Genomic DNA, 18,821 nt, shown 5'->3' with positions numbered 1-18,821 from the left:
ATTCTCACTCCTTACAAGTTACCAACAAGCGGTTGATCAATGACATCACTGTCGTACGTATTTGTCACACTTTTATAGTTGTTAATGCGCAATTGATCACCAGTGTTAAAACTGCCTGCTCCAGCAAACGTTTTAACCTGACTGTTTGGAGAAATGGTGATGCAGTCTCCAACATGAACGACTCCGCTCGTTCCGACCGCATTCACTTTAAAGGCTCCAACGATAGCCGGCATAGCGGTGCACATCCTTTATAAAATGAAGGCTTTTTGATTTTGGGCGTTTCACCATAGCTTATGATGGGTCTTTCAATGTGTGATTGTCTTTTGTTTAGAGGAATAGGTGTATGGCTTACCCTTTTTTCGAGCAATCTTTTGAGGTGTGTTGAATGCCTTTATTTAAGAGTGTGTCTAGTTCTTGACTGCACCGTATAGTTTCTTCAGCGTTCATACCGAATTTTTTTGCAGTCTCAATTAAATGCAATCTTTTTTGTTCAATTTCATAATTGATCATAACGGACGCCAACTCTCACATTTTTTATCAAATAGAAGGATATGGTTAGTATACTCTATTTTTCTAAGGAAAAAGCTGTTTCGTCAATATGAGTAATAAAGTGACAAAATTCGAAAGTATCCTTATCAGTCAGATGCCTCTTTCCTAATCTCAGCTTGCAAATATTGTCGTCTTTTGTTGATATACTTCCGTATGAGGTCACGTTCTACATGTAAAGCGTCTCTTCTTTCTTTCGTATATGGATCCTCCTCTATCCGTTTCTCAATGGATGTATGCCAATTCTCTATCATTGGAGAAAGGTGTTCTTCTGAAAACTGTGTGTCCAGTACCTTTTGGAAAAGAGCATAATAGGCTTTTTTAAATGAACGGATATCTAGTAATCTAGCGGTTAATGTATTAAAACCGCCCACTGGAATATAGTCGAAAGCCATTTCTTCTCCATGAATGTCACGCCCCCATGTGGCGTCATAATCCCAAGGAAGCACTTGGAACTTCCCATGTTCATTCAAGTAAAGTGCATAATTATGAACAAACCCATCGAAGTTTTGGGTGCATACAACACCAATGAGCCATAGGAAATATTGTGTCACGTCAAGATACTGCTCAATTTTTGCTGCGAATACGTCGTCTGTTGCTGTGTTTAGAAAATAGATAAACTCACTGAGACGCTCGTCATGTTCGGTTGTACCCACTTTTTTTTCGTAACCAAGAAGGAGGTGTTTTTTAGGTTTTTTATCAAACGAACTGAGGAGAGAGAAATTGGCGTCATCATCCACTGCGTAATAAATGCCGCCAACCGATAGCTGGCGTTTTTGAAAAAACAGCTCATCAACAGATTCAATTTTTAAATAAATGCCTTCTTTTCTCCCGTTGATGGTCAAAAAAACATGCGATGTAGCAGGGCTTAACACACCAATCTGTTCAAAGAAATAAAAGGAAAGTCTGTTCCGAATAAAGGAAGGGTCATTGTACTCGGCGTTTAAATGAAAGATGGCTTCGCCTTGTCTTTGTTTCGGTTTTCGATATTCAATTTGATACGACTTTTTCTTCAGTTTTCTAATGTGTGATCCGCGGTATGAAGCATAGATATGTGACTTGCTTTTACCAGTTTTCAGTATCGCTTCAACGGGCTCATCATTCCATATGTCCTTTTTCAATTCAATGAGATTCTTTGGATGAATCCAGATATCAAGATTTTTTAAAGGTTCTGCGGTCATGCTTGAATCAGCCTCCTATTCTCTTCTTTACCATATGAATATATAGGAATGTCCCGTACCCGCCGAGTAGGTATTCATGGAGTTTTCCAACAAAGAGGCATTCGCCAAGAACACTTGTCTATTCAATCTCGTACCATAAAGAAGAAAAGATAAACAGTTTTGTCTGTTTGTTTTGTCAAAGAATAGACTGGGAGGGGAATTGTAAGTGAGCACATTTGATCATTCACATATTGAACATGCGGTTGAGTCACTAAGAAGTGAGGGACGTGATCATCACCTAGACCGTGAACCAGAGTCGAGACATTCACACAAATCATCTCGTTCTCATCGTTCCAAACGATCTCAAAAATACCGTCACTGGTTCTTTGGTGGAGGCGGCTACCGCAAGTCATACCGTAGCAAAAAAAGCCACAAAAGCTATCGATCTAAAAAAAGCCGCTGCTCAAAGAAAAGTAAGAAGAGTGAAAAGTCGTGTAAAAGCAAAAAATCATACAGAAGCAAAAAATCGTACAGAAGTAAAAAAAGTGAACCGAAAAAATCATGTCGCAGCAAACACAGATCATATGATAAGAAAAGCCATCGTTCCAAACGAAGCCGTCGATCTAAACGATCCTATCACCGTAGCAGAAGTCATTCTTGCAGAGGATGCGGAAAGAGAAAGCATCATGCTCGAAGCAAAGGAAATGTTCATCGTAAATGGGATCAAGGGAATATGTGGGAGTATCGACGCTTCCGTTAAATCTGATACTCATTTCCTTAAAATCATGTTTTTTGAAACCCTTTTTAAAAGAGAGTATGATAAAAAAGGGTTTTTTTTATTTGGTAGAGAAATAAAATTGAGACATCATTACTTAAGCAAAATGAAGATTGTGAGGGGAAGGCATGAAGTTTTTTACAGGTGAGATACACAACAGCGTTTTTATAGGAGTCGTCATTGATGATAAGTGGGTGATGGATGTAAAGAAGGCAGAAGCGAAATTATTTGAACTAGAGACTTTGCCAAATTCTTTATCTGAATGTGTCAAGATTGGGGACAAGTTTGTCGAGCATGTCAAACAACTCCTTGATTGGGCTGAGAAAAAAGAAGAGGAGCGCGGCTCTTATATTTATCCGCTGGCGGACGTGAAACTCCTTGCACCGATTCCAAAGCCATCTAAAAATATCATATGTGTCGGTAAGAACTACAAAGATCATGTCATAGAGATGGGAAGTGCTGCCGATATTCCAGAAGAATTAATAATCTTTACGAAGGCCCCTACCTCTGTTATTGGACATGAAGCCGACGTCTTACTTCATGAAAATGTGACGAGTGAACTAGATTATGAAGGGGAGCTTGCTATTGTCATGGGCAAATCGGGTAAGAATATTCAGCCTGAAGAGGTAAAAGATTACATCTTTGGATACACCATTTTAAATGATATTACCGCAAGAGATTTACAAAAAAAGCATAAACAATTTTTTATTGCAAAGAGTTTGGATACATCTTGTCCAATGGGACCTTATGTCGTTCATAAATCAGTGATTGATCATCACGGAGATTTGCATATTGAAACTAAGGTCAATGGAGAGGTGCGTCAGTCTGCCAGTACAGATTTAATGATCTTCCCAATCGAGGAGATTGTGTCGACTTTGTCAAAAGGAATGACTTTAGAAGCAGGGGATATCATTGCGACGGGAACACCTTCAGGGGTTGGAAAAGGCTTTGAACCACCAAAGTTTTTAGCAGCAGGTGATCATATTGAGGTGACCATTGAACCAATCGGCACCTTATCCAATCGCGTGAAATAAAGTGCATGTTGACACAGGATTGTCGTTTTGTGTTCGACTTATTTCATGGTACGATGATGAAGATACTTGTTCTGATAAAGGGGGAAATAACAGTTGGGAACACATTTACATATTACAGCGTGGGTGCTAGGTATTATTTTATTTTTCGTGGCCTTTGCATTAGTGGGTAAAAATGACAAGAGTGCAAAAATTATGCATATGATTGTACGACTATTTTACTTGCTTATTATTGCAACAGGCGCAGAATTGTATGTTCGCATAGGAATGAAAATTCCAGGATTCCAAGGTGAATATATCGGGAAAATGCTACTTGGTATTCTTGTCATCGGCTTAATGGAAATGGTACTTGTACGGAAGAAAAAAGGGAAATCGGTTACGGGTGTTTTTATTGGTTTTATCGTGATTGCCATTGTGACCATTTTGCTTGGCTTGCGTCTGCCAATCGGTTTTCATATCTTTTAATATAGAAAGGGCATTGCATGAACAACGCAATGCCCTTTTTATGTGACATGAAACTGAGAAATTGATCGGTGACCGCTAGAAGTTGTCCACTCAAAGCGAATCAAACCCGATGCTGAATCACGATGATATTGAAGCGCCAGCGAATGTGTATCTGTCGAAAACTGAAAGAAAGAAGCACGATGAAAAGGATGAAAGGAGGAGAAGACGCAATCATAAACGGAAAAATCATACTGCTCTAATATTTCTATCACTTGATAAAATACGTTCTCTGGTACGGACAACAGCAAATCAAGCCAGCCTTTGGCAATCGATTGCGTATATTGAATGATTTCTCCGCCTTGTACATCGATCAATTGACCGTTTTCATGCAGTATAACAGTTCCAAGCAATTCTCCTTTTCTCCATAAACCGCTTTCTTTTATCAGAATCATGGGGCTTTGAAGACTTTCTGGCATCATGATATCACCTTCTTCATCTTCAATGAGACAATGTTCATTTTCAAGCAGTAAGTAACCGTTGCACCATCTTTGGCTGCTTTGTTGAAGATGCTTCAATCTGCTTTCCATTTGCAACATCTCCTTTCTTCTTTAATTTCTTGCCCAAATTAGCTTGTCCTATACTAAGGGAAAAAAGGACAAATCAACTATCAAGAGAACGATGCATAAACTAAGAAAGGCTAAATGAGAACACTTGATGAAAAACGGATGGGAGCTGATGATGATGTGTGGAATAACAGGCTGGGCAGACTTTAAAAAGCAGCTCATCCAACAGGATCATGTAATCAATCAAATGACAGATACATTATCTAAAAGAGGGCCAGATGATACGAATACGTGGAAAAGTGAGCATGTTCTTTTTGGGCATAAAAGATTATCTGTTGTGGATCTAGAGGGCGGCAAGCAGCCGATGACGTATACACATCAAAACCATGCGTATACAGTTGTATACAATGGGGAGCTTTATAATACGGAGGATATACGAAAAGAATTATTAAAAAGAGGTCACCGCTTTCTTGGGCATTCTGATACAGAGGTACTTCTTCATGCTTACACAGAGTGGAAGGAAGAGTGTGTGAGCCATTTGAATGGGATTTTTGCTTTTGTGATTTGGGACAGTAAGCGAAATTTGTTATTTGCAGGAAGAGATCGGCTTGGTGTAAAGCCATTTTTCTATACGGAACGTCATCATTCCTTTTTATTTGGTTCAGAGATTAAAGCGCTCCTTGCACACCCTGATATGAAAGCAAAAGTAGATTACGCTGGTTTATCGGAGATCTTTGGGTTAGGACCTTCTAGAACGCCAGGGCAAGGCGTGTTTAAAGGGATAAAAGAACTTAGACCTGCGCATGCATTGATCTTTTCGACAGAAGGCTTGCGCGTATGGAGATATTGGAATGTCAAGAGTCAGCATCATACGGATTCACTTGATGAGACGGCTCAGCATGTGAAGCATCTATTTACCGATGCAGTCACAAGGCAGCTCGTCTCTGATGTGCCCGTTTGTACATTTCTATCCGGTGGTGTGGATTCTAGTGCGATTACAGCGATTAGTGCCAAGCACTTTGAACAGATCGGGAAAGCACCGCTCCATACGTATTCCATTGATTATGAAGGAAATGACCAATTCTTTGAGGCAAGTCAATTCCAACCGAATGCTGACGGTCCATGGATTGATAAAATGACCAAAGCATTTCAAACCGAGCATCATCACTGCATCATTGGTCAAAAAGAGCTTGCCGCCTACTTAAAGGAAGCTGTTGAAGTTCGAGATTTACCGGGCATGGCAGATATTGATTCTTCCTTGCTTTGGTTTTGCCGAGAAATTAAAAAGGATTTTGTTGTCGGCTTGTCAGGTGAATGTGCAGATGAGATTTTTGGGGGCTATCCGTGGTTTCATATGGCGAATGAAACAAATGGTTTCCCATGGATGAGATCAACAGAAGCTCGCATTCATCTCCTTCAAGACTCATGGCAAAAGAAACTTTCACTTCAGGAATATGTACACAGCAAATATGAAGAAACAGTGGCAGAAACGCCTCTTTTAGATGGAGAAACTGGAATTGATAAAGCACGGAGAGAACTTTTTTACTTAAATATGATCTGGTTTATGACGACACTACTTGATCGAAAAGATCGAATGAGTATGGGAGCAAGTCTTGAGGTGCGTGTTCCCTTTGCTGATCATCGCCTTGTGGAATATGTATGGAATATTCCTTGGGAAATGAAAATGCACGGTAATCGTGAAAAAGGGGTTTTACGAAAAGCATTAGAGGGAATTTTACCGAATGAAGTGCTTTATCGCAAGAAGAGTCCTTATCCTAAGACACATCATCCAGCTTATACTCAGGCGGTCAAACAGATGTTAACAGAATGCCTTGCGCATAAAGATTCTGCGCTCCATGAATTTCTAGATTCACACCAGTTGAAACAGCTCATTGAAACTGAGGGTGCTTCCTTCCATGTTCCTTGGTATGGACAGTTGATGAAGGGGCCGCAGCTGATCGCCCATCTAGCACAGATTCATCATTGGTTTGAAACATATAGAATTGATGTAGAAGCGTAATAAAGAACCGGTTTTCTTGCAATTGATGAAAGAAAACCGGCTTTTTAATACATAACATGCGTTTTTTTAGAGCGCATCAAAAGTTGATCTAACATTTCTAATTTGTATAATTAACTTAAAGTGAATTAATTTGGAGGAAAAAGGATAATGAAAATCATTGTGATCGGAGCAGGACCAGGGGGACTTGCGGCAGCTATGATGCTGCAAAGCAAAGGACATGATGTTCATGTATATGAAAAACAGCCCTTTGTTGGTGGACGTAACTCTAAGTTTCAACTTGGTGATTTCACGTTTGATACAGGTCCTACCTTTCTCAGCATGATTCATATTGCAGAGGAGTTGTTTGCCTTTGCGGGTAAAAATCTTCATGATTATATAGATGTGATTGAATTAAAAGAGATGTATAGATTAATCTTTCAAGATCAGCAGCTTGATATGGTTCGAGATAGAGAGGAAATGTACAAACGGTTAGAAGCCTTTGCACCTGGTGAAGGAGAAGGGTATTTGCGCTTTATGAATGATACAAAGCGTAAGATGGATCGACTTACGCCGATTTTGCAAAGTAAGATGGACCGCTTTCATCATTATTTACGCTTGAGAGTGATAAGAGCACTTCCACAGCTATCATTAAATAAGAGCTTGTATGATGTGCTGTCAAACTATTTCTCACATGAGTCTGTGAAATATGCATTTACGTTTCAATCAAAGTATTTAGGAATGTCACCGTGGGAATGCCCAGGTGCTTTCTCTATCCTTTCTTTTATGGAGCACGATACAGGTGTTTTCCATCCAAAGGGCGGCGTGAATCAGCTATCAGAAGCCATGGCGAAGGCAGCAGTGGAATTGGGAGCGACCATTCACCTGTCATCTGGAGTAGAAAAACTGCTCACTAAAGGCAGAAAGGTGAAAGGTGTTCGATTAGAATCAGGTGAAGAAGTACAGGCAGATGAACTTGTCATCAATGGAGATTTTGCACATGTCATGACGAAGCTTGTAGAGCCAGGTCTTTTGAAGAAATTTAGCGAAAAGAAATTGAAAAAGAAAAAATTTTCATGCTCAACTTTTATGTTGTATTTAGGCTTAGATAAGCTGTATGACGAACCGCATCATACCATTGTTTTTTCTGATGATTATGCTAAGAATGTGAAGGAAATTACAAAGACATATGCTCTTCCAGATGATCCGTCCATCTATATCCAAAATGCAAGTGTGACAGATGATTCGCTCGCTCCTAAAGGAAAGTCAACGTTGTACGTTTTGGCGCCAGTTGCAAATAATCAAAGCGGTATAGACTGGGAAAAGCATCAAGATGAATTCAGAGAACTTGTGTTAGATACGATTGAGCGAAAAACCGGTTTTCAAGAGATTAGAAAACATATAGAAGTCGAGCGGATGATCACGCCGAAAAATTGGGAAGAAGATCTTTATGTGTATGAAGGCGCTACATTTAACCTCGGACACCAGCTAACGCAGATGATGGTGCTTCGCCCGCATAATGAATTTGATGAATTGAAGCACTGCTGGCTTGTGGGCGGGGGGACACACCCTGGAAGCGGTTTGCCGACCATTTTAGAATCGGCGCGCATCACGACAAATGCCATTCTTTCAAAGCAGAAAGCAACTCAAAAAATGATGCCACATCACGAAAAGGGGAGTGCTTCATGATCAAACATATACTGGTTGCAGGTGGCGGTATTGGCGGAATGATTTCAGCTCTCTATTTAAGAAAAGCTGGGCATGATGTCACCCTGATCGAAAAAAATGAGAGACTTGGCGGGAGACTTGCTTTTGTAAGGGAGAATGGATATAAAGTAGATGAAGGTCCAACCATTGTCCTGCTACCAGACATGTTAAAAGGGATATTAAATGAGGTAGGAATTGATATTTCATCACTTGATCTTCTGCAACTGAATCCACTGTACACCATTCGATATCAAGATGGAACAGCCTATACGAAGTATTCTGATCTTGAGCGTCAGTTAGAAGAAATCAGACGTGTGTTTCCAAAAGAAGAACAAGGATTTCTTAAATTTATGGAAGAAATGACCGTTCGTTTTCATGAAGGACAGCAAGCTTTTCTAGAAAAATCTTTTCATGAAAAACGAACATTCTTCACAAAAGAAAATATGAGAATTCTGATGAAATTAAAAGCATATCGTACGGTCCGAAGCTCTCTTAAAAAATATTTTGCCGATGAACGCTTGCGAGATGCATACGCACTTCAAACACTCTATGTCGGGGGGAATCCGTATAAGGCTTCTGCTATTTACTCGCTTGTTTCTTATAGTGAGCATGCGCACGGGATTTACTATTTAAAAGGTGGCTATGCGAGTTTAGTAGATATAATTGAGAATCAATTACAGGCTATGGGTGTGCATGTGAGGCGAAATCAGACAGTTGAGCAGTTTGAGTTTGAGGGAGAACGTGCTGTTCGAGCGCTAGTAAACGGTCAAAAAATAGCGGCTGATGCGTTTGTCATAAACGGTGATTATCCAGCGGCTTTAAAACAGCTTGGTTTACATGAACAAGACCGTCATAAATATGTCCCTTCCTCCGGTTGCGTGATGGTGTATCTAGGTTTAAATAAAATATATCGCAATGCACCTGTTCATCAATTCTTTATGGGGGCTCACTTTGATCAGCATATGAAAGATGTATTTCAAACGAAATCTGTCCCTAAAGACCCGTCGTTCTATACGTTTAATCCGTCTATCATTGATCCGTCTCTTGCACCAGAAGATTGCAGTGTTCTATACATGCTCATTCCAGTTCCATCAGGGAATCATATCAACTGGGCTGAGGAGACAGATTTTGTTGAAAAGATGATAGATCGACTTGAGAAGAGAGGCTTTCCGCAATTGCGAGAGTCTATTGTTTGGAAAAAGGTAAAAACACCAAATGATTCCTTGCGAGAAGGATTGTTTGAGGGAGGCAGCTTTGGCCTTGCACCTAATTTATTTCAATCCGGTGTATTTCGGCCGCAAGTGAAGGCTCAAGAGACGGAAAACATTTATGCAGTAGGTGCTTCTATCCACCCAGGTGGCGGAGTACCGATCGTGATGCAAAGTGCTAAGCTGATGGCTTCTGTACTGCTAAAGGACTTGAACGACAGAAAGGAAGTGAAGCTAAGTGGTTGATGTGCAAACAGCACTGAAAGCATGTGAAGAGACCATTCAAACACATTCGAAAACATTTTACCGTGCGTTTTCCATGCTACCCAAAAAGAAAAGACAGGCGGTATGGGCAGTCTATTCCTTTTGCCGGAGAGCTGATGACATTGTGGATGAGTCACCTTCACCAAAAGAAGAATTGGCATCTTTTCAGGAGTCATTTGCTCGTTTCTTAAATAGGGATGTAGATCGAGATGATCCAATGTGGGTTGCATTAGAGTATACATTTCAAGAGTTCGATATGGATGAATCTCCGTTCCGTGATCTATTGCAAGGGCAAGAGATGGACCTTAAGCAACAAAGATATGAAACGTTAGATGAACTCCTCATCTATTCTTATCATGTGGCAAGCACCGTCGGATTAATGCTGCTTCCAATCATTGCACCGCGTAAAAAGGAACGACTAAAAGAAGCGGCCATTTCATTAGGAATTGGCATGCAATTGACAAACATTCTTCGTGATATTGGGGAGGATGTAGCGCAAAGAGATCGTATCTATTTACCGAAGCAAGTACTAGACCAATTTGGGTATACAGAGCAACAATTGCAAGAAGGAGTCGTCAATCAAGCATTTCAGCATGTGTGGGAATACATTGCATTTGAGGCTGAGGCTTACTATGAGGAATTTTTTGATCAACTTCATGAATTCCCGCTCTATTCACGGATGTCAGTCAAGGCGGCTGCTTATTTTTATAAGGCTATTTTAGATAAAATAAGAGAGAATGAGTATCGCGTCTTCACGCAAAGATCTTTTATTTCAAAGCAGGAAAAGGCACTTATTTTAGAGGATATCACTAATCATTGAACATCATGAAAAAAAGGACTGCAAGAAAAAATTTGCAGTCCTTTTTATGTGGAAGAAAAGCCGTCCTCAGTCCATACTCTTGAACGCCATCGTCTATACATGAAGATTCCTCTCACCCATTCATCCACAATAAAGGAAATCCACCCCCCGATAAGTCCTAGTTCAAACTGAATACCTAGTAGGGTTTATATGAAAAGAGCGTTCTGGTTCTAAAATAATTGTCAACATGAGTAGCATACCTGCAATGTGAATAATATCGCTGTTGCTAGTGAAAAAAGCAAGCAAGTGCGTCGATGATAAAGATAAAGCAGATGACGAAGGTAGGGATATCGCAATTGCCTAGTACAAGCTCTTCATACACCGTAATAGACATCATTGAATTCTTTCGCTCCAATATAACGGCCGATTAAAATTGGTGTGCCTTGGCTGGTAGCTGCTCCAAACAGCATAATGCACATCATCAAACACTTTCGCTGCAGATTTGATAGGAATTGACGACCCCACTTATTTTTCTAAATTATTTAGGCAAAGTGAAGGGATAACGCCTATTCAATACCGTCATCTTGCAAGAAGAACGACAAAGTAAAGGAACGTGAAAAGATAATGGGGAAAAAAGATGATCTTGTGACAATACGAACATTAAATGAAACTGATCTAGAAGTTGTTTGGCATTTAAGATTTAAAGCTTCTGACCAGACCTATCGAAAGTGGAATGCACCCTATTTTCATGAACATGAAATTCCGCTGCCTCAATTTAAGAGACGATACTTGCAAGATGAGTCCTTCCCTCCAAAACTATTAGGAATTGTGATAGATGGTGAGGTGAAAGGAACAGTTTCTTATTACTGGGAGAATGAACGTACACGCTGGCTTGAATGCGGAATCATCATTTACGACTCACGCTTTTGGAATGGAGGGTATGGAACAAAAGCGTTATCTTTATGGATAGATCAGTTATTTTCTCAAATCGATATCCCAAGAATAGGTCTTACCACTTGGTCTGGCAATAAACGTATGATACGCTGTGCAGAAAAATGTGGATTTACTCTTGAGGGAAGACTGCGAAAGGTGCGCTATTATCAAGGAGAATATTATGATGCGATGCGGTACGGAATGTTAAGAGAGGAATGGCAAAGCCTCCTGCATCACAATTCGTCTGAATCATCGTTATTCACATTTTAAGACAAAAGTAGCGTATGAGTGAATAGACATAGACGAACGAATTGACTTGGATTACTGGCTGGTTTGTGTATCTTAGTAGCGATCTATATGTTTGTGGATGCGCCTAAGAATGGAAAAAATCAATGGCTATGGTCTATTTTAGGGCTTCTATTTGGCTTGTTTACACTCGGTATTTATTTCATTAAAACGAAAAGAACAGGACGTGGCTGGACCATTCTTTTATCTCATAATGCTGATTGCTGTGTTGATTGGTATGATTCTTTTTTAAGTGAGTCCTTCATGAGGAAGGGCTCTTTCTTTTAGTTAAATTATACCATCATAACCATTTTAATCAATTAAGACATGAAATCCTACCACTTGACTGTATAAATAAATCATCAACATTGTGTAGAACAAAAGAACCAGGAAGAACGATTTGTAATTTTTATTCAATATCTAATGCGATCAATCCGAACATTGTCCTTATGACAGTAGATGTTCCTTGAATGAAATCGAAAATGCTCGTAAAGAAGACAATTTTGTATTCATATGCTTTTCGTATCATCTTTTTAAAATCAATTGACTTTAATATCTCATATCCTCTAGTCTAGTAAATGAAAATGATAATCTTTATCAATTGGAGGAGTGTTTTATTATGTCCATCAAAACCGTTTCTAAAAATCAGCAGTTTTTAGAGCAGCAAAATCAAAGAGAATCTAATGCAAGGTCTTACCCGAGACGGTTCCCATTAGCTATGCAAAAAGCCGAAGGAATGATTGTGACAGATGCTGATGGCAGAGAGTTTTATGACTGCTTGGCAGGAGCAGGAACGCTTGCGCTAGGTCATAATCATCCGGTTGTCATAGAAGCCATTGAGCGTATGCTTCATGAAAAGAGACCCTTGCATACGTTGGACATAACCTCAGAAATTAAAGAAGAATTTGTCAATGAGATATTTTCTAGTCTGCCAAAGGAATTTGCAAAAAGAGCGAAAATCCAATTTTGTGGACCAACTGGCGGTGATGCGATAGAAGCAGCAATTAAATTAGTCAAGACAGCGACAGGGAATCGTTCGATTCTGTCTTTCCATGGAGCGTATCATGGCGCGACTCATGGGACGATGTCATTAAGCGGGAATTTATCTCCAAAGGAAAAAGTGCAAGGATTAATGCCAGATGTTCATTTCTTGCCTTATCCGTATGAGTACCGGTGCCCATTTGGAATTGGCGGGAAAGATTCACACCGCATTTCCAGTTCCTATATTGAACGAGTATTAAATGACCCCGAAAGTGGGATTCTTCCTCCGGCAGGTATGATTCTTGAAGCTGTACAAGGAGAGGGAGGATCGATACCAGCATCAGTTGAATGGTTGAAAGAAATGAGACGGATTACAAAAGAGAAAAAAATTCCGCTCATTATTGATGAGGTCCAAACAGGAATTGGCAGAACGGGTAAGATGTTTGCTTTTGAACATGCGGGAATTGTTCCAGATGTCATTGTGCTATCAAAAGCAATCGGCGGTAGTCTTCCGCTTTCAGTTGTGATTTATGATAAAGACTTAGATCAATGGAATCCAGGAGCACATATTGGCACATTTAGAGGAAATCAAATGGCGATGGCTGCTGGAACTGCCACTCTTAAATTTATCAAAGAAACAAACTTGCTGGATCATGTCGATCAGTTAGGAGAGCGTATGCAGGCTAGCTTAAAAGACATCCAAAAACAAGTGCCTGCATTAGGTGATGTTCGCGGAAGAGGGTTAATGATAGGAGTAGAAGTGGTCAATCCAGATGAGAAGCAGGATGTGGATGGAAGTTATCCGGCGAATCCTAAACTAGCCAGTTTGATACAGAAAAACTGCTTCGATAAAGGCTTAATTGTTGAAACAGGAGGCCGTTTTGGGAGTGTCATTCGATTCTTACCACCACTGATCATGACAGAAGAGCAGCTTGAAAAAGTCATCACTATTTTCAAAGAGGCAGTTTACGATGCAGTCAACTAAGCCTACTACTGTCGATTCACTATTTATGAACCAAAGTCAGCAAGGGATGGAAGCTTTTCAAACAGCACTCCATACATCAATCGACAGTTTGCTTACAGAATGGAAAAAGGGCAAAGGACCATATAGCGGAATATTGCCTGGGAAATTAGCAGATAGTGTCGAATCATTATTTCAATTTCAACCGTCTGGAGAAGCAATTGAATCGGTCTTTCAAGATGTAAAAGACCATCTCTTGCCTCATTTAGTCAATGTGTCTCATCCGAAATGCTTAGCACACCTTCATTGTCCACCTCTTATTCCTGCACTTGCAGCAGAGGTAATAGTTAGTTCCTTCAATCAATCCATGGATTCTTTCGACCAAAGTGGCATTGCCTCTTTGGTTGAAGAGCGAATCCTCAAGTGGTTATGTGAAAAGTTTTCTTATGGAGATATGGCAGATGGGACTTTTACTAGCGGCGGAACACAATCTAATTATATGGGGCTACTGCTTGCTAGAGATTCATTTTGTGAAAACACATGGCAATGGAATGTTCAAAAGAAAGGTTTACCGAGGGAAGCTCACCGAATGCGAATTCTCTGCTCTAAGAATGCACATTTCACAGTTAAGAAATCAGCTTCCCAACTAGGATTAGGAGAAGATGCAGTGGTTCTAGTAGAGACGGATGAGCATCATCGAATGAATATAACGGATTTGAAACAGAAACTCGCTGACCTTCAGGCAGATCAGTTGTTGCCATTTGCTATTGTGGCTACTTGCGGAACAACTGATTTTGGCAGTATCGATCCAGTGAGTGACATTTACGACATCGCTAAAAAATATGGCATTTGGATTCATGCTGATGCAGCTTATGGAGGAGCACTTGTACTAAGCCATGCCTATCGAGATAAGCTCGCTGGCATTGAACTGGCTGATTCGATCACTGTCGATTTTCATAAACAATTTTATCAGCCCATCTCCTGTGGGGCGTTTTTGTTAAAGGATAAAAGACATTTTGGATTGATCGATTACCATGCAGATTACCTCAATCCGAAAGAAGATGAGATCGAGGGAATTCTTCATCTTGTGAATAAGTCAGTACAAACAACGCGCCGATTTGATGCTTTGAAATTGCTTCTATCTCTTCGGCTCATTGGTGAGGAAGGATTCGGTGACATCATTGACCATACCATTCGTTTTGCAAATGATGTTGCTTCTCTGATTGACCAGCATGACGATCTTGAAGTGATCAATCAAAAGCCAGAGATCAATGCGGTTGTTTTCCGATTTATTGATGACAAGCGAGCTAATGAAATAAACAAGTTGATTCATCGTACATTATTTCAAACAGGTTCTGCAGTTGTCGCGAAAACAGTCGTTAATGGTCATACATGCCTGAAATTCACTTTATTAAATCCGAGAACGACAATCAAACATATTGAGGAAATCCTTTCTGACATCGTTGATATCGGGATCGCTCATATTCAATCCGGGAGGGTACTAAATTGAGTCAATATAAACAAATGGCTGAAAATGCAACAATGCAAAGCTTTTTAAACTGCTTTCTGCGTGAAACGGGAGCAGATCAGACAGCAAAAAAAGAGACAAGAGCGGACGGATCGGTTGTATTCGTCACAGAACTAGCAAAGCAAGATCTTGAATTGGTGATTCCCGTACGCTATTTTTCACCTGTAGGTCGTCATCTTTTTGAATTTCCAATTCGCTTTCGACCACAAGGCAGTGATCAAAAAGGAACTGTATTAGATTACACCACACTTGTTGCCTTATGTTCAAAGGAACTTCTCATTGAGTACGGTCGCACAGATGCAGAGGATGAGTTCATGCTTCGCATCATTTTGAGCTGCCGAAATATTGAGCGTTTTATGAGAGAAAGGGAAAGTGATCGGGAGGCTCTTTCTCAAGCTGATTTTGAGTATATTGAAGCGGAGCAGTCGCTTCTCCTTGGACATTTGACGCACCCTACGCCAAAGAGCAGACAAGGGATGACAGAGGCAGAGGAAGCAGTCTATTCTCCTGAACTGAAAGGAACTTTTCAACTTCATTACTTTAAAGCGCACCATTCTATTGTGCTGCAGGATTCCTCTAAATCACAGTCTGCAGCAAACTTGATGCTTAATGAACTTGAGCGCCAAATGCCAGAAGAAAGAGAGAGGCTTCAGACGCTGACTGAGAATGGGGAATATGTGCTCATACCAATCCATCCACTCCAAGTAAAGGTGGTGATGGAGAAGGAATTTGTTCACCGCTATATGGAGGAAGGGAAACTGGCGTATTTAGGACCGCTTGGCGCTGATTACACAGCAACATCTTCCTTTAGAACCGTCTATCAAAAAGACTCAGCATACATGCTGAAATTCTCAGTACCTGTGAAAATTACGAATTCTCTTCGAGTCAACAAACAAAAGGAACTCGATCGTGGTGTTGAAATGTCTCGTCTATTGCAAACGGAATTAGGGATATCTTTATACGATCAATTTTCAGGTTTTCGTGTGATTGAAGATCCTGCATATCTATCCATCCGAGGAGATGAAGCTGAATCTGGATTTGAAGTGGTGATTCGTCAAAATCCATTTTTACACAATGAAAAAGGAGCCAGTTTGATCGCTGGATTATGTCAAGATCATGCCTATGGGGGGAAATCACGTTTAGCAGGTGTCATTCATGATCTGGCTGAAAAAGAAGGCAGATCAACAGAGGTAGTCAGCAAGGATTGGTTTAAACGATATTTAACCATTTCATTAGAGCCAATGCTGTGGCTATTTGAAACATATGGTCTTGCACTGGAAGCTCATCAGCAAAATGCCGTTGTCCAGTTAAAGGATGGATACCCAGACACATTCTATTATCGTGATAATCAAGGCTACTATTATAGTGAATCCAAAAAGGATAAGCTCGCAAATCTTGTGCAACATTTGAGCGTCAGAAGTGAAACCATTTGTACAGATGCTGTAGCTGTTGAGAGGCTGCGTTATTACTTCTTCTTTAATCATTTATTTGGTTTGATTAACGGGTTTGGAGCAGAAGGGCTAGCAAGGGAAGAACATTTGCTCTCACTTGTTAGAAATACGCTGCTTGCTCATGAACAGCAATTTGGTGCATCTGAGCTTACAAATAGTCTTCTCCGTTCAAAGGAACTTCCTTCTAAAGCCAATTTGCTGACAAGATTTGAAGATATGGACGAGCTGACAGGTTCATTAGAAACACAATCTCGTTACACATCTGTGCCCAATCCACTTTTTATGCATAAGGAGGCGCTGATTGGATGAGGCATCGTATTGAATTCATTCGCGCTGAATATGAAAGGGACGTCCGTCTTGTTCACAAGTGGATGCAAGAAGATTATGTTCATCCTTTTTGGCATCTGAATATTCCCTTTCCTGCTTTTAAAAAGCATTTTTATCAAGCGATTCATGATCCCCACCAAACCCTTTATTTAGGAACGATTGACGGGATACCGATGAGCTATTTTGAGGCGTACAATGTCAAAGGAGATGTGATTGAATCCTATTATCATTCGGCTCCGCATGATCAAGGAATTCATCTCTTAATAGGGGAGCCAGAATATGTCGGAAAAGGATTTGCTGCCCCATTGCTGCGTGCGATGACAGAATTTCAATTTCAGCAGAACAAACGAACGGAAAAGATCGTTGCCGAACCTGATATTCGCAATGAAAAAATGATTCATGTTTTTGAGAAATGCGGCTTCGAGCGGGTGAAACCAGTAAATTTACCAGATAAAACAGGTCTTTTGATGTTTTGCGATCGAGATCGATTTGAAAGGAAGTATAACCATGACGCGGTTCAACAAGCAAAATAATGTAGTGGATGTAATTGGTATTGGCATCGGTCCATTTAACCTAGGGCTTGCCGCATTATCTGAGGAAGTAAATGACATTAACGCTTTATTCTTTGAAAGAAGTGAAGCGTTCCATTGGCATCCTGGAATGCTCATTGAAGGCACAACACTTCAAGTTCCCTTCTTAGCAGACCTTGTCAGCATGGCAGATGTCCAAAGTAAATATAGCTTTCTAAACTATTTGCAAGAGCAAAATCGTTTGTATTCTTTTTACTTCTTAGAAAACTTTCATATTCCGCGTAAGGAATACAGTCATTACTGCCGCTGGGTAGCTGAGCAATTAGATTCGTGCCGATTTGGTATGAATGTAGAATCGATCTCTTTCGTTGAGAAAGCAGGAGAAAAGCGGTTTGAAGTGCATGTTCGTCATATGAAAGATCAGACGGTAGATGTGTATGAAAGTAAGCATCTCGTCTTAGGTATTGGCACACAACCAGCAGTACCAGCATCGCTTCAGCCAGCTTTAGGAGATCGTGTGTTTCATTCTGCGAATTATTTAAATCGAAAGAAAGAAGGTTTTTTTAAAGGAAAGTCAGTGACTGTTATCGGCTCTGGTCAAAGTGCTGCGGAAGTATTTTATGACATTTTATCAGAGGATGAGGCGAAGGATATTCACTGGTTCACTCGGTCTAAAGGTTTTTTCCCAATGGAATATTCAAACCTTGGTCTTGAGTATTTCTCTCCAGACTATATTGATTTCTTTTATGAGCTTCCGCAAACAAAAAAAGATGCATTATTAAAGCAGCAAGACTTACTCTATAAAGGCATCAGCTCTGCGATGATACGTGATATTTATCACTTACTCTATGAGCGATCTGCCTGCGGGGAACAATTGAACACAGTGCTTCAAGCGATGACGGAGGTCAACTTGATTGAGGAAACAGCGGGCGGTTTAAAGCTTTCCTGCTCACAATGGGTAAAAGAAGAATCATTTACACATGAAACTGATATCGTCATTTTAGCAACTGGTTATCAATCGGTATTGCCGTCATTTATTGATCCGATTGCCCATCATATTGAATGGGATGATCAGGGACGATTCCAAATAGAACGTGAGTATCGTTTGAAAACAAAAATGATGGGCGAAAATGACATCTTCGTGCAAAATGCAGAGCTTCATACACATGGGGTCGGAGCACCAGATTTAGGACTCGGAGCCTACCGAAACAGCGTCATTATAAATGAACTTGCTCATAAAACAGTATATCCACTTTATCAAAAGCATGTCTTCCAGACATTTGGTACACATAAGAAGGCGAACACATTTGAGGAAATCAAAGGTTAAGGAGG

Annotated in this window: 18 protein-coding genes and 3 pseudogenes; 16 read left to right on the top strand and 5 right to left on the bottom strand. The window is 40.3% G+C overall.

Translation table 11 applies throughout. The features are described from left to right. Nucleotides 1-11: 11 nt before the first annotated feature. From ACIQCE_RS03990 to ACIQCE_RS03980, 3 genes are all read right to left on the bottom strand, one after another. On the bottom strand, nucleotides 12-233 hold the full coding sequence (locus tag ACIQCE_RS03990) for a spore germination protein (protein WP_353856175.1): 222 nt from the start codon (nucleotides 231-233) through the stop codon (nucleotides 12-14). 115 nt (nucleotides 234-348) lie between these two features. Next, the gene (locus ACIQCE_RS03985; protein ID WP_400493685.1) at nucleotides 349-510 is read right to left on the bottom strand and encodes an aspartyl-phosphate phosphatase Spo0E family protein; all 162 of its coding nucleotides are present in this window, start codon (nucleotides 508-510) and stop codon (nucleotides 349-351) included. Nucleotides 511-635: 125 nt separating this feature from the next. Then, nucleotides 636-1,727 carry a CotH kinase family protein gene (locus ACIQCE_RS03980; protein ID WP_400493684.1) on the bottom strand — a complete coding sequence of 364 codons (1,092 nt, stop codon included), beginning with the start codon at nucleotides 1,725-1,727 and terminating at the stop codon, nucleotides 636-638. A 205-nt stretch (nucleotides 1,728-1,932) separates the two neighbouring features. Here ACIQCE_RS03980 and ACIQCE_RS03975 point away from each other — a divergent pair. The 4 genes and pseudogenes from ACIQCE_RS03975 to ACIQCE_RS03960 all read left to right on the top strand — a co-directional run. Continuing rightward, nucleotides 1,933-1,983, top strand: a pseudogene (locus ACIQCE_RS03975) (hypothetical protein); the annotation flags it as partial. 28 nt (nucleotides 1,984-2,011) lie between these two features. Continuing rightward, nucleotides 2,012-2,629: a hypothetical protein gene (locus ACIQCE_RS03970; RefSeq protein WP_400493848.1), complete on the top strand. Its 618-nt coding sequence runs from the start codon at nucleotides 2,012-2,014 to the stop codon at nucleotides 2,627-2,629. Beyond that, complete coding sequence (locus ACIQCE_RS03965) at nucleotides 2,610-3,515, top strand: fumarylacetoacetate hydrolase family protein (protein ID WP_400493683.1); 906 nt, start codon at nucleotides 2,610-2,612, stop codon at nucleotides 3,513-3,515. The genes ACIQCE_RS03970 and ACIQCE_RS03965 overlap by 20 nt, the downstream gene beginning before the upstream one ends. A gap of 93 nt (nucleotides 3,516-3,608) precedes the next feature. Further along, nucleotides 3,609-3,977 (top strand): YisL family protein, encoded by a 369-nt coding sequence (locus ACIQCE_RS03960; protein WP_400493682.1) that lies wholly within the window; start codon nucleotides 3,609-3,611, stop codon nucleotides 3,975-3,977. A gap of 38 nt (nucleotides 3,978-4,015) precedes the next feature. Here the strand turns inward: ACIQCE_RS03960 and ACIQCE_RS03955 are convergent, their stop codons facing one another. Next, on the bottom strand, nucleotides 4,016-4,543 hold the full coding sequence (locus ACIQCE_RS03955) for a DUF2777 family protein (RefSeq protein ID WP_400493681.1): 528 nt from the start codon (nucleotides 4,541-4,543) through the stop codon (nucleotides 4,016-4,018). 154 nt (nucleotides 4,544-4,697) lie between these two features. On the opposite strand from ACIQCE_RS03955, the gene asnB reads away from it, so the two are divergent. The 4 genes from asnB to ACIQCE_RS03935 all read left to right on the top strand — a co-directional run bounded on the left by asnB (nucleotide 4,698) and on the right by ACIQCE_RS03935 (nucleotide 10,514). Continuing rightward, complete coding sequence (gene asnB / locus ACIQCE_RS03950; RefSeq protein ID WP_400493838.1) at nucleotides 4,698-6,539, top strand: asparagine synthase (glutamine-hydrolyzing); 1,842 nt, start codon at nucleotides 4,698-4,700, stop codon at nucleotides 6,537-6,539. Nucleotides 6,540-6,686: 147 nt separating this feature from the next. Next, nucleotides 6,687-8,204 (top strand): phytoene desaturase family protein, encoded by a 1,518-nt coding sequence (locus ACIQCE_RS03945; protein ID WP_400493680.1) that lies wholly within the window; start codon nucleotides 6,687-6,689, stop codon nucleotides 8,202-8,204. Beyond that, on the top strand, nucleotides 8,201-9,676 hold the full coding sequence (locus ACIQCE_RS03940; RefSeq protein WP_400493679.1) for a phytoene desaturase family protein: 1,476 nt from the start codon (nucleotides 8,201-8,203) through the stop codon (nucleotides 9,674-9,676). Before ACIQCE_RS03945 ends, ACIQCE_RS03940 begins: the two co-directional genes overlap by 4 nt. Continuing rightward, entirely contained in the window at nucleotides 9,669-10,514 is an 846-nt protein-coding gene (locus tag ACIQCE_RS03935; protein WP_400493678.1) for a phytoene/squalene synthase family protein, read from the top strand. The genes ACIQCE_RS03940 and ACIQCE_RS03935 overlap by 8 nt, the downstream gene beginning before the upstream one ends. 44 nt (nucleotides 10,515-10,558) lie before the next feature. Here the strand turns inward: ACIQCE_RS03935 and ACIQCE_RS03930 are convergent. Continuing rightward, nucleotides 10,559-10,978 (bottom strand): annotated as a pseudogene (locus ACIQCE_RS03930) (MATE family efflux transporter); the annotation flags it as partial. Between the two features lie 11 nt (nucleotides 10,979-10,989). Here ACIQCE_RS03930 and ACIQCE_RS03925 point away from each other — a divergent pair. The 8 genes and pseudogenes from ACIQCE_RS03925 to ACIQCE_RS03890 form a co-directional block, all read left to right on the top strand. Then, nucleotides 10,990-11,100, top strand: a pseudogene (locus ACIQCE_RS03925) (AraC family transcriptional regulator); the annotation flags it as partial. A gap of 17 nt (nucleotides 11,101-11,117) precedes the next feature. After that, nucleotides 11,118-11,696 (top strand): GNAT family N-acetyltransferase, encoded by a 579-nt coding sequence (locus ACIQCE_RS03920; RefSeq protein ID WP_400493677.1) that lies wholly within the window; start codon nucleotides 11,118-11,120, stop codon nucleotides 11,694-11,696. A 63-nt stretch (nucleotides 11,697-11,759) separates the two neighbouring features. Further along, nucleotides 11,760-11,999, top strand: a complete 240-nt coding sequence (locus ACIQCE_RS03915; RefSeq protein WP_400493676.1) for a hypothetical protein — start codon at nucleotides 11,760-11,762, stop codon at nucleotides 11,997-11,999. 331 nt (nucleotides 12,000-12,330) lie between these two features. Further along, the gene (locus ACIQCE_RS03910; protein ID WP_400493675.1) at nucleotides 12,331-13,677 is read left to right on the top strand and encodes an aspartate aminotransferase family protein; all 1,347 of its coding nucleotides are present in this window, start codon (nucleotides 12,331-12,333) and stop codon (nucleotides 13,675-13,677) included. Beyond that, the gene (locus ACIQCE_RS03905) at nucleotides 13,664-15,163 is read left to right on the top strand and encodes a pyridoxal phosphate-dependent decarboxylase family protein (RefSeq protein WP_400493674.1); all 1,500 of its coding nucleotides are present in this window, start codon (nucleotides 13,664-13,666) and stop codon (nucleotides 15,161-15,163) included. Before ACIQCE_RS03910 ends, ACIQCE_RS03905 begins: the two co-directional genes overlap by 14 nt. After that, the gene (locus ACIQCE_RS03900) at nucleotides 15,160-16,941 is read left to right on the top strand and encodes an IucA/IucC family protein (protein WP_400493673.1); all 1,782 of its coding nucleotides are present in this window, start codon (nucleotides 15,160-15,162) and stop codon (nucleotides 16,939-16,941) included. Before ACIQCE_RS03905 ends, ACIQCE_RS03900 begins: the two co-directional genes overlap by 4 nt. Then, entirely contained in the window at nucleotides 16,938-17,492 is a 555-nt protein-coding gene (locus ACIQCE_RS03895) for a GNAT family N-acetyltransferase (protein ID WP_400493672.1), read from the top strand. Before ACIQCE_RS03900 ends, ACIQCE_RS03895 begins: the two co-directional genes overlap by 4 nt. Continuing rightward, nucleotides 17,467-18,816, top strand: a complete 1,350-nt coding sequence (locus ACIQCE_RS03890; RefSeq protein WP_400493671.1) for a lysine N(6)-hydroxylase/L-ornithine N(5)-oxygenase family protein — start codon at nucleotides 17,467-17,469, stop codon at nucleotides 18,814-18,816. Before ACIQCE_RS03895 ends, ACIQCE_RS03890 begins: the two co-directional genes overlap by 26 nt. Nucleotides 18,817-18,821: the final 5 nt, after the last annotated feature.

Source organism: Bacillus sp. NPDC093026 (assembly GCF_044754665.1).
In the GTDB taxonomy this organism is placed as follows: domain Bacteria; phylum Bacillota; class Bacilli; order Bacillales; family Bacillaceae; genus Bacillus; species Bacillus maqinnsis.
This window is presented reverse-complemented; position numbering and strand designations above follow the sequence as displayed.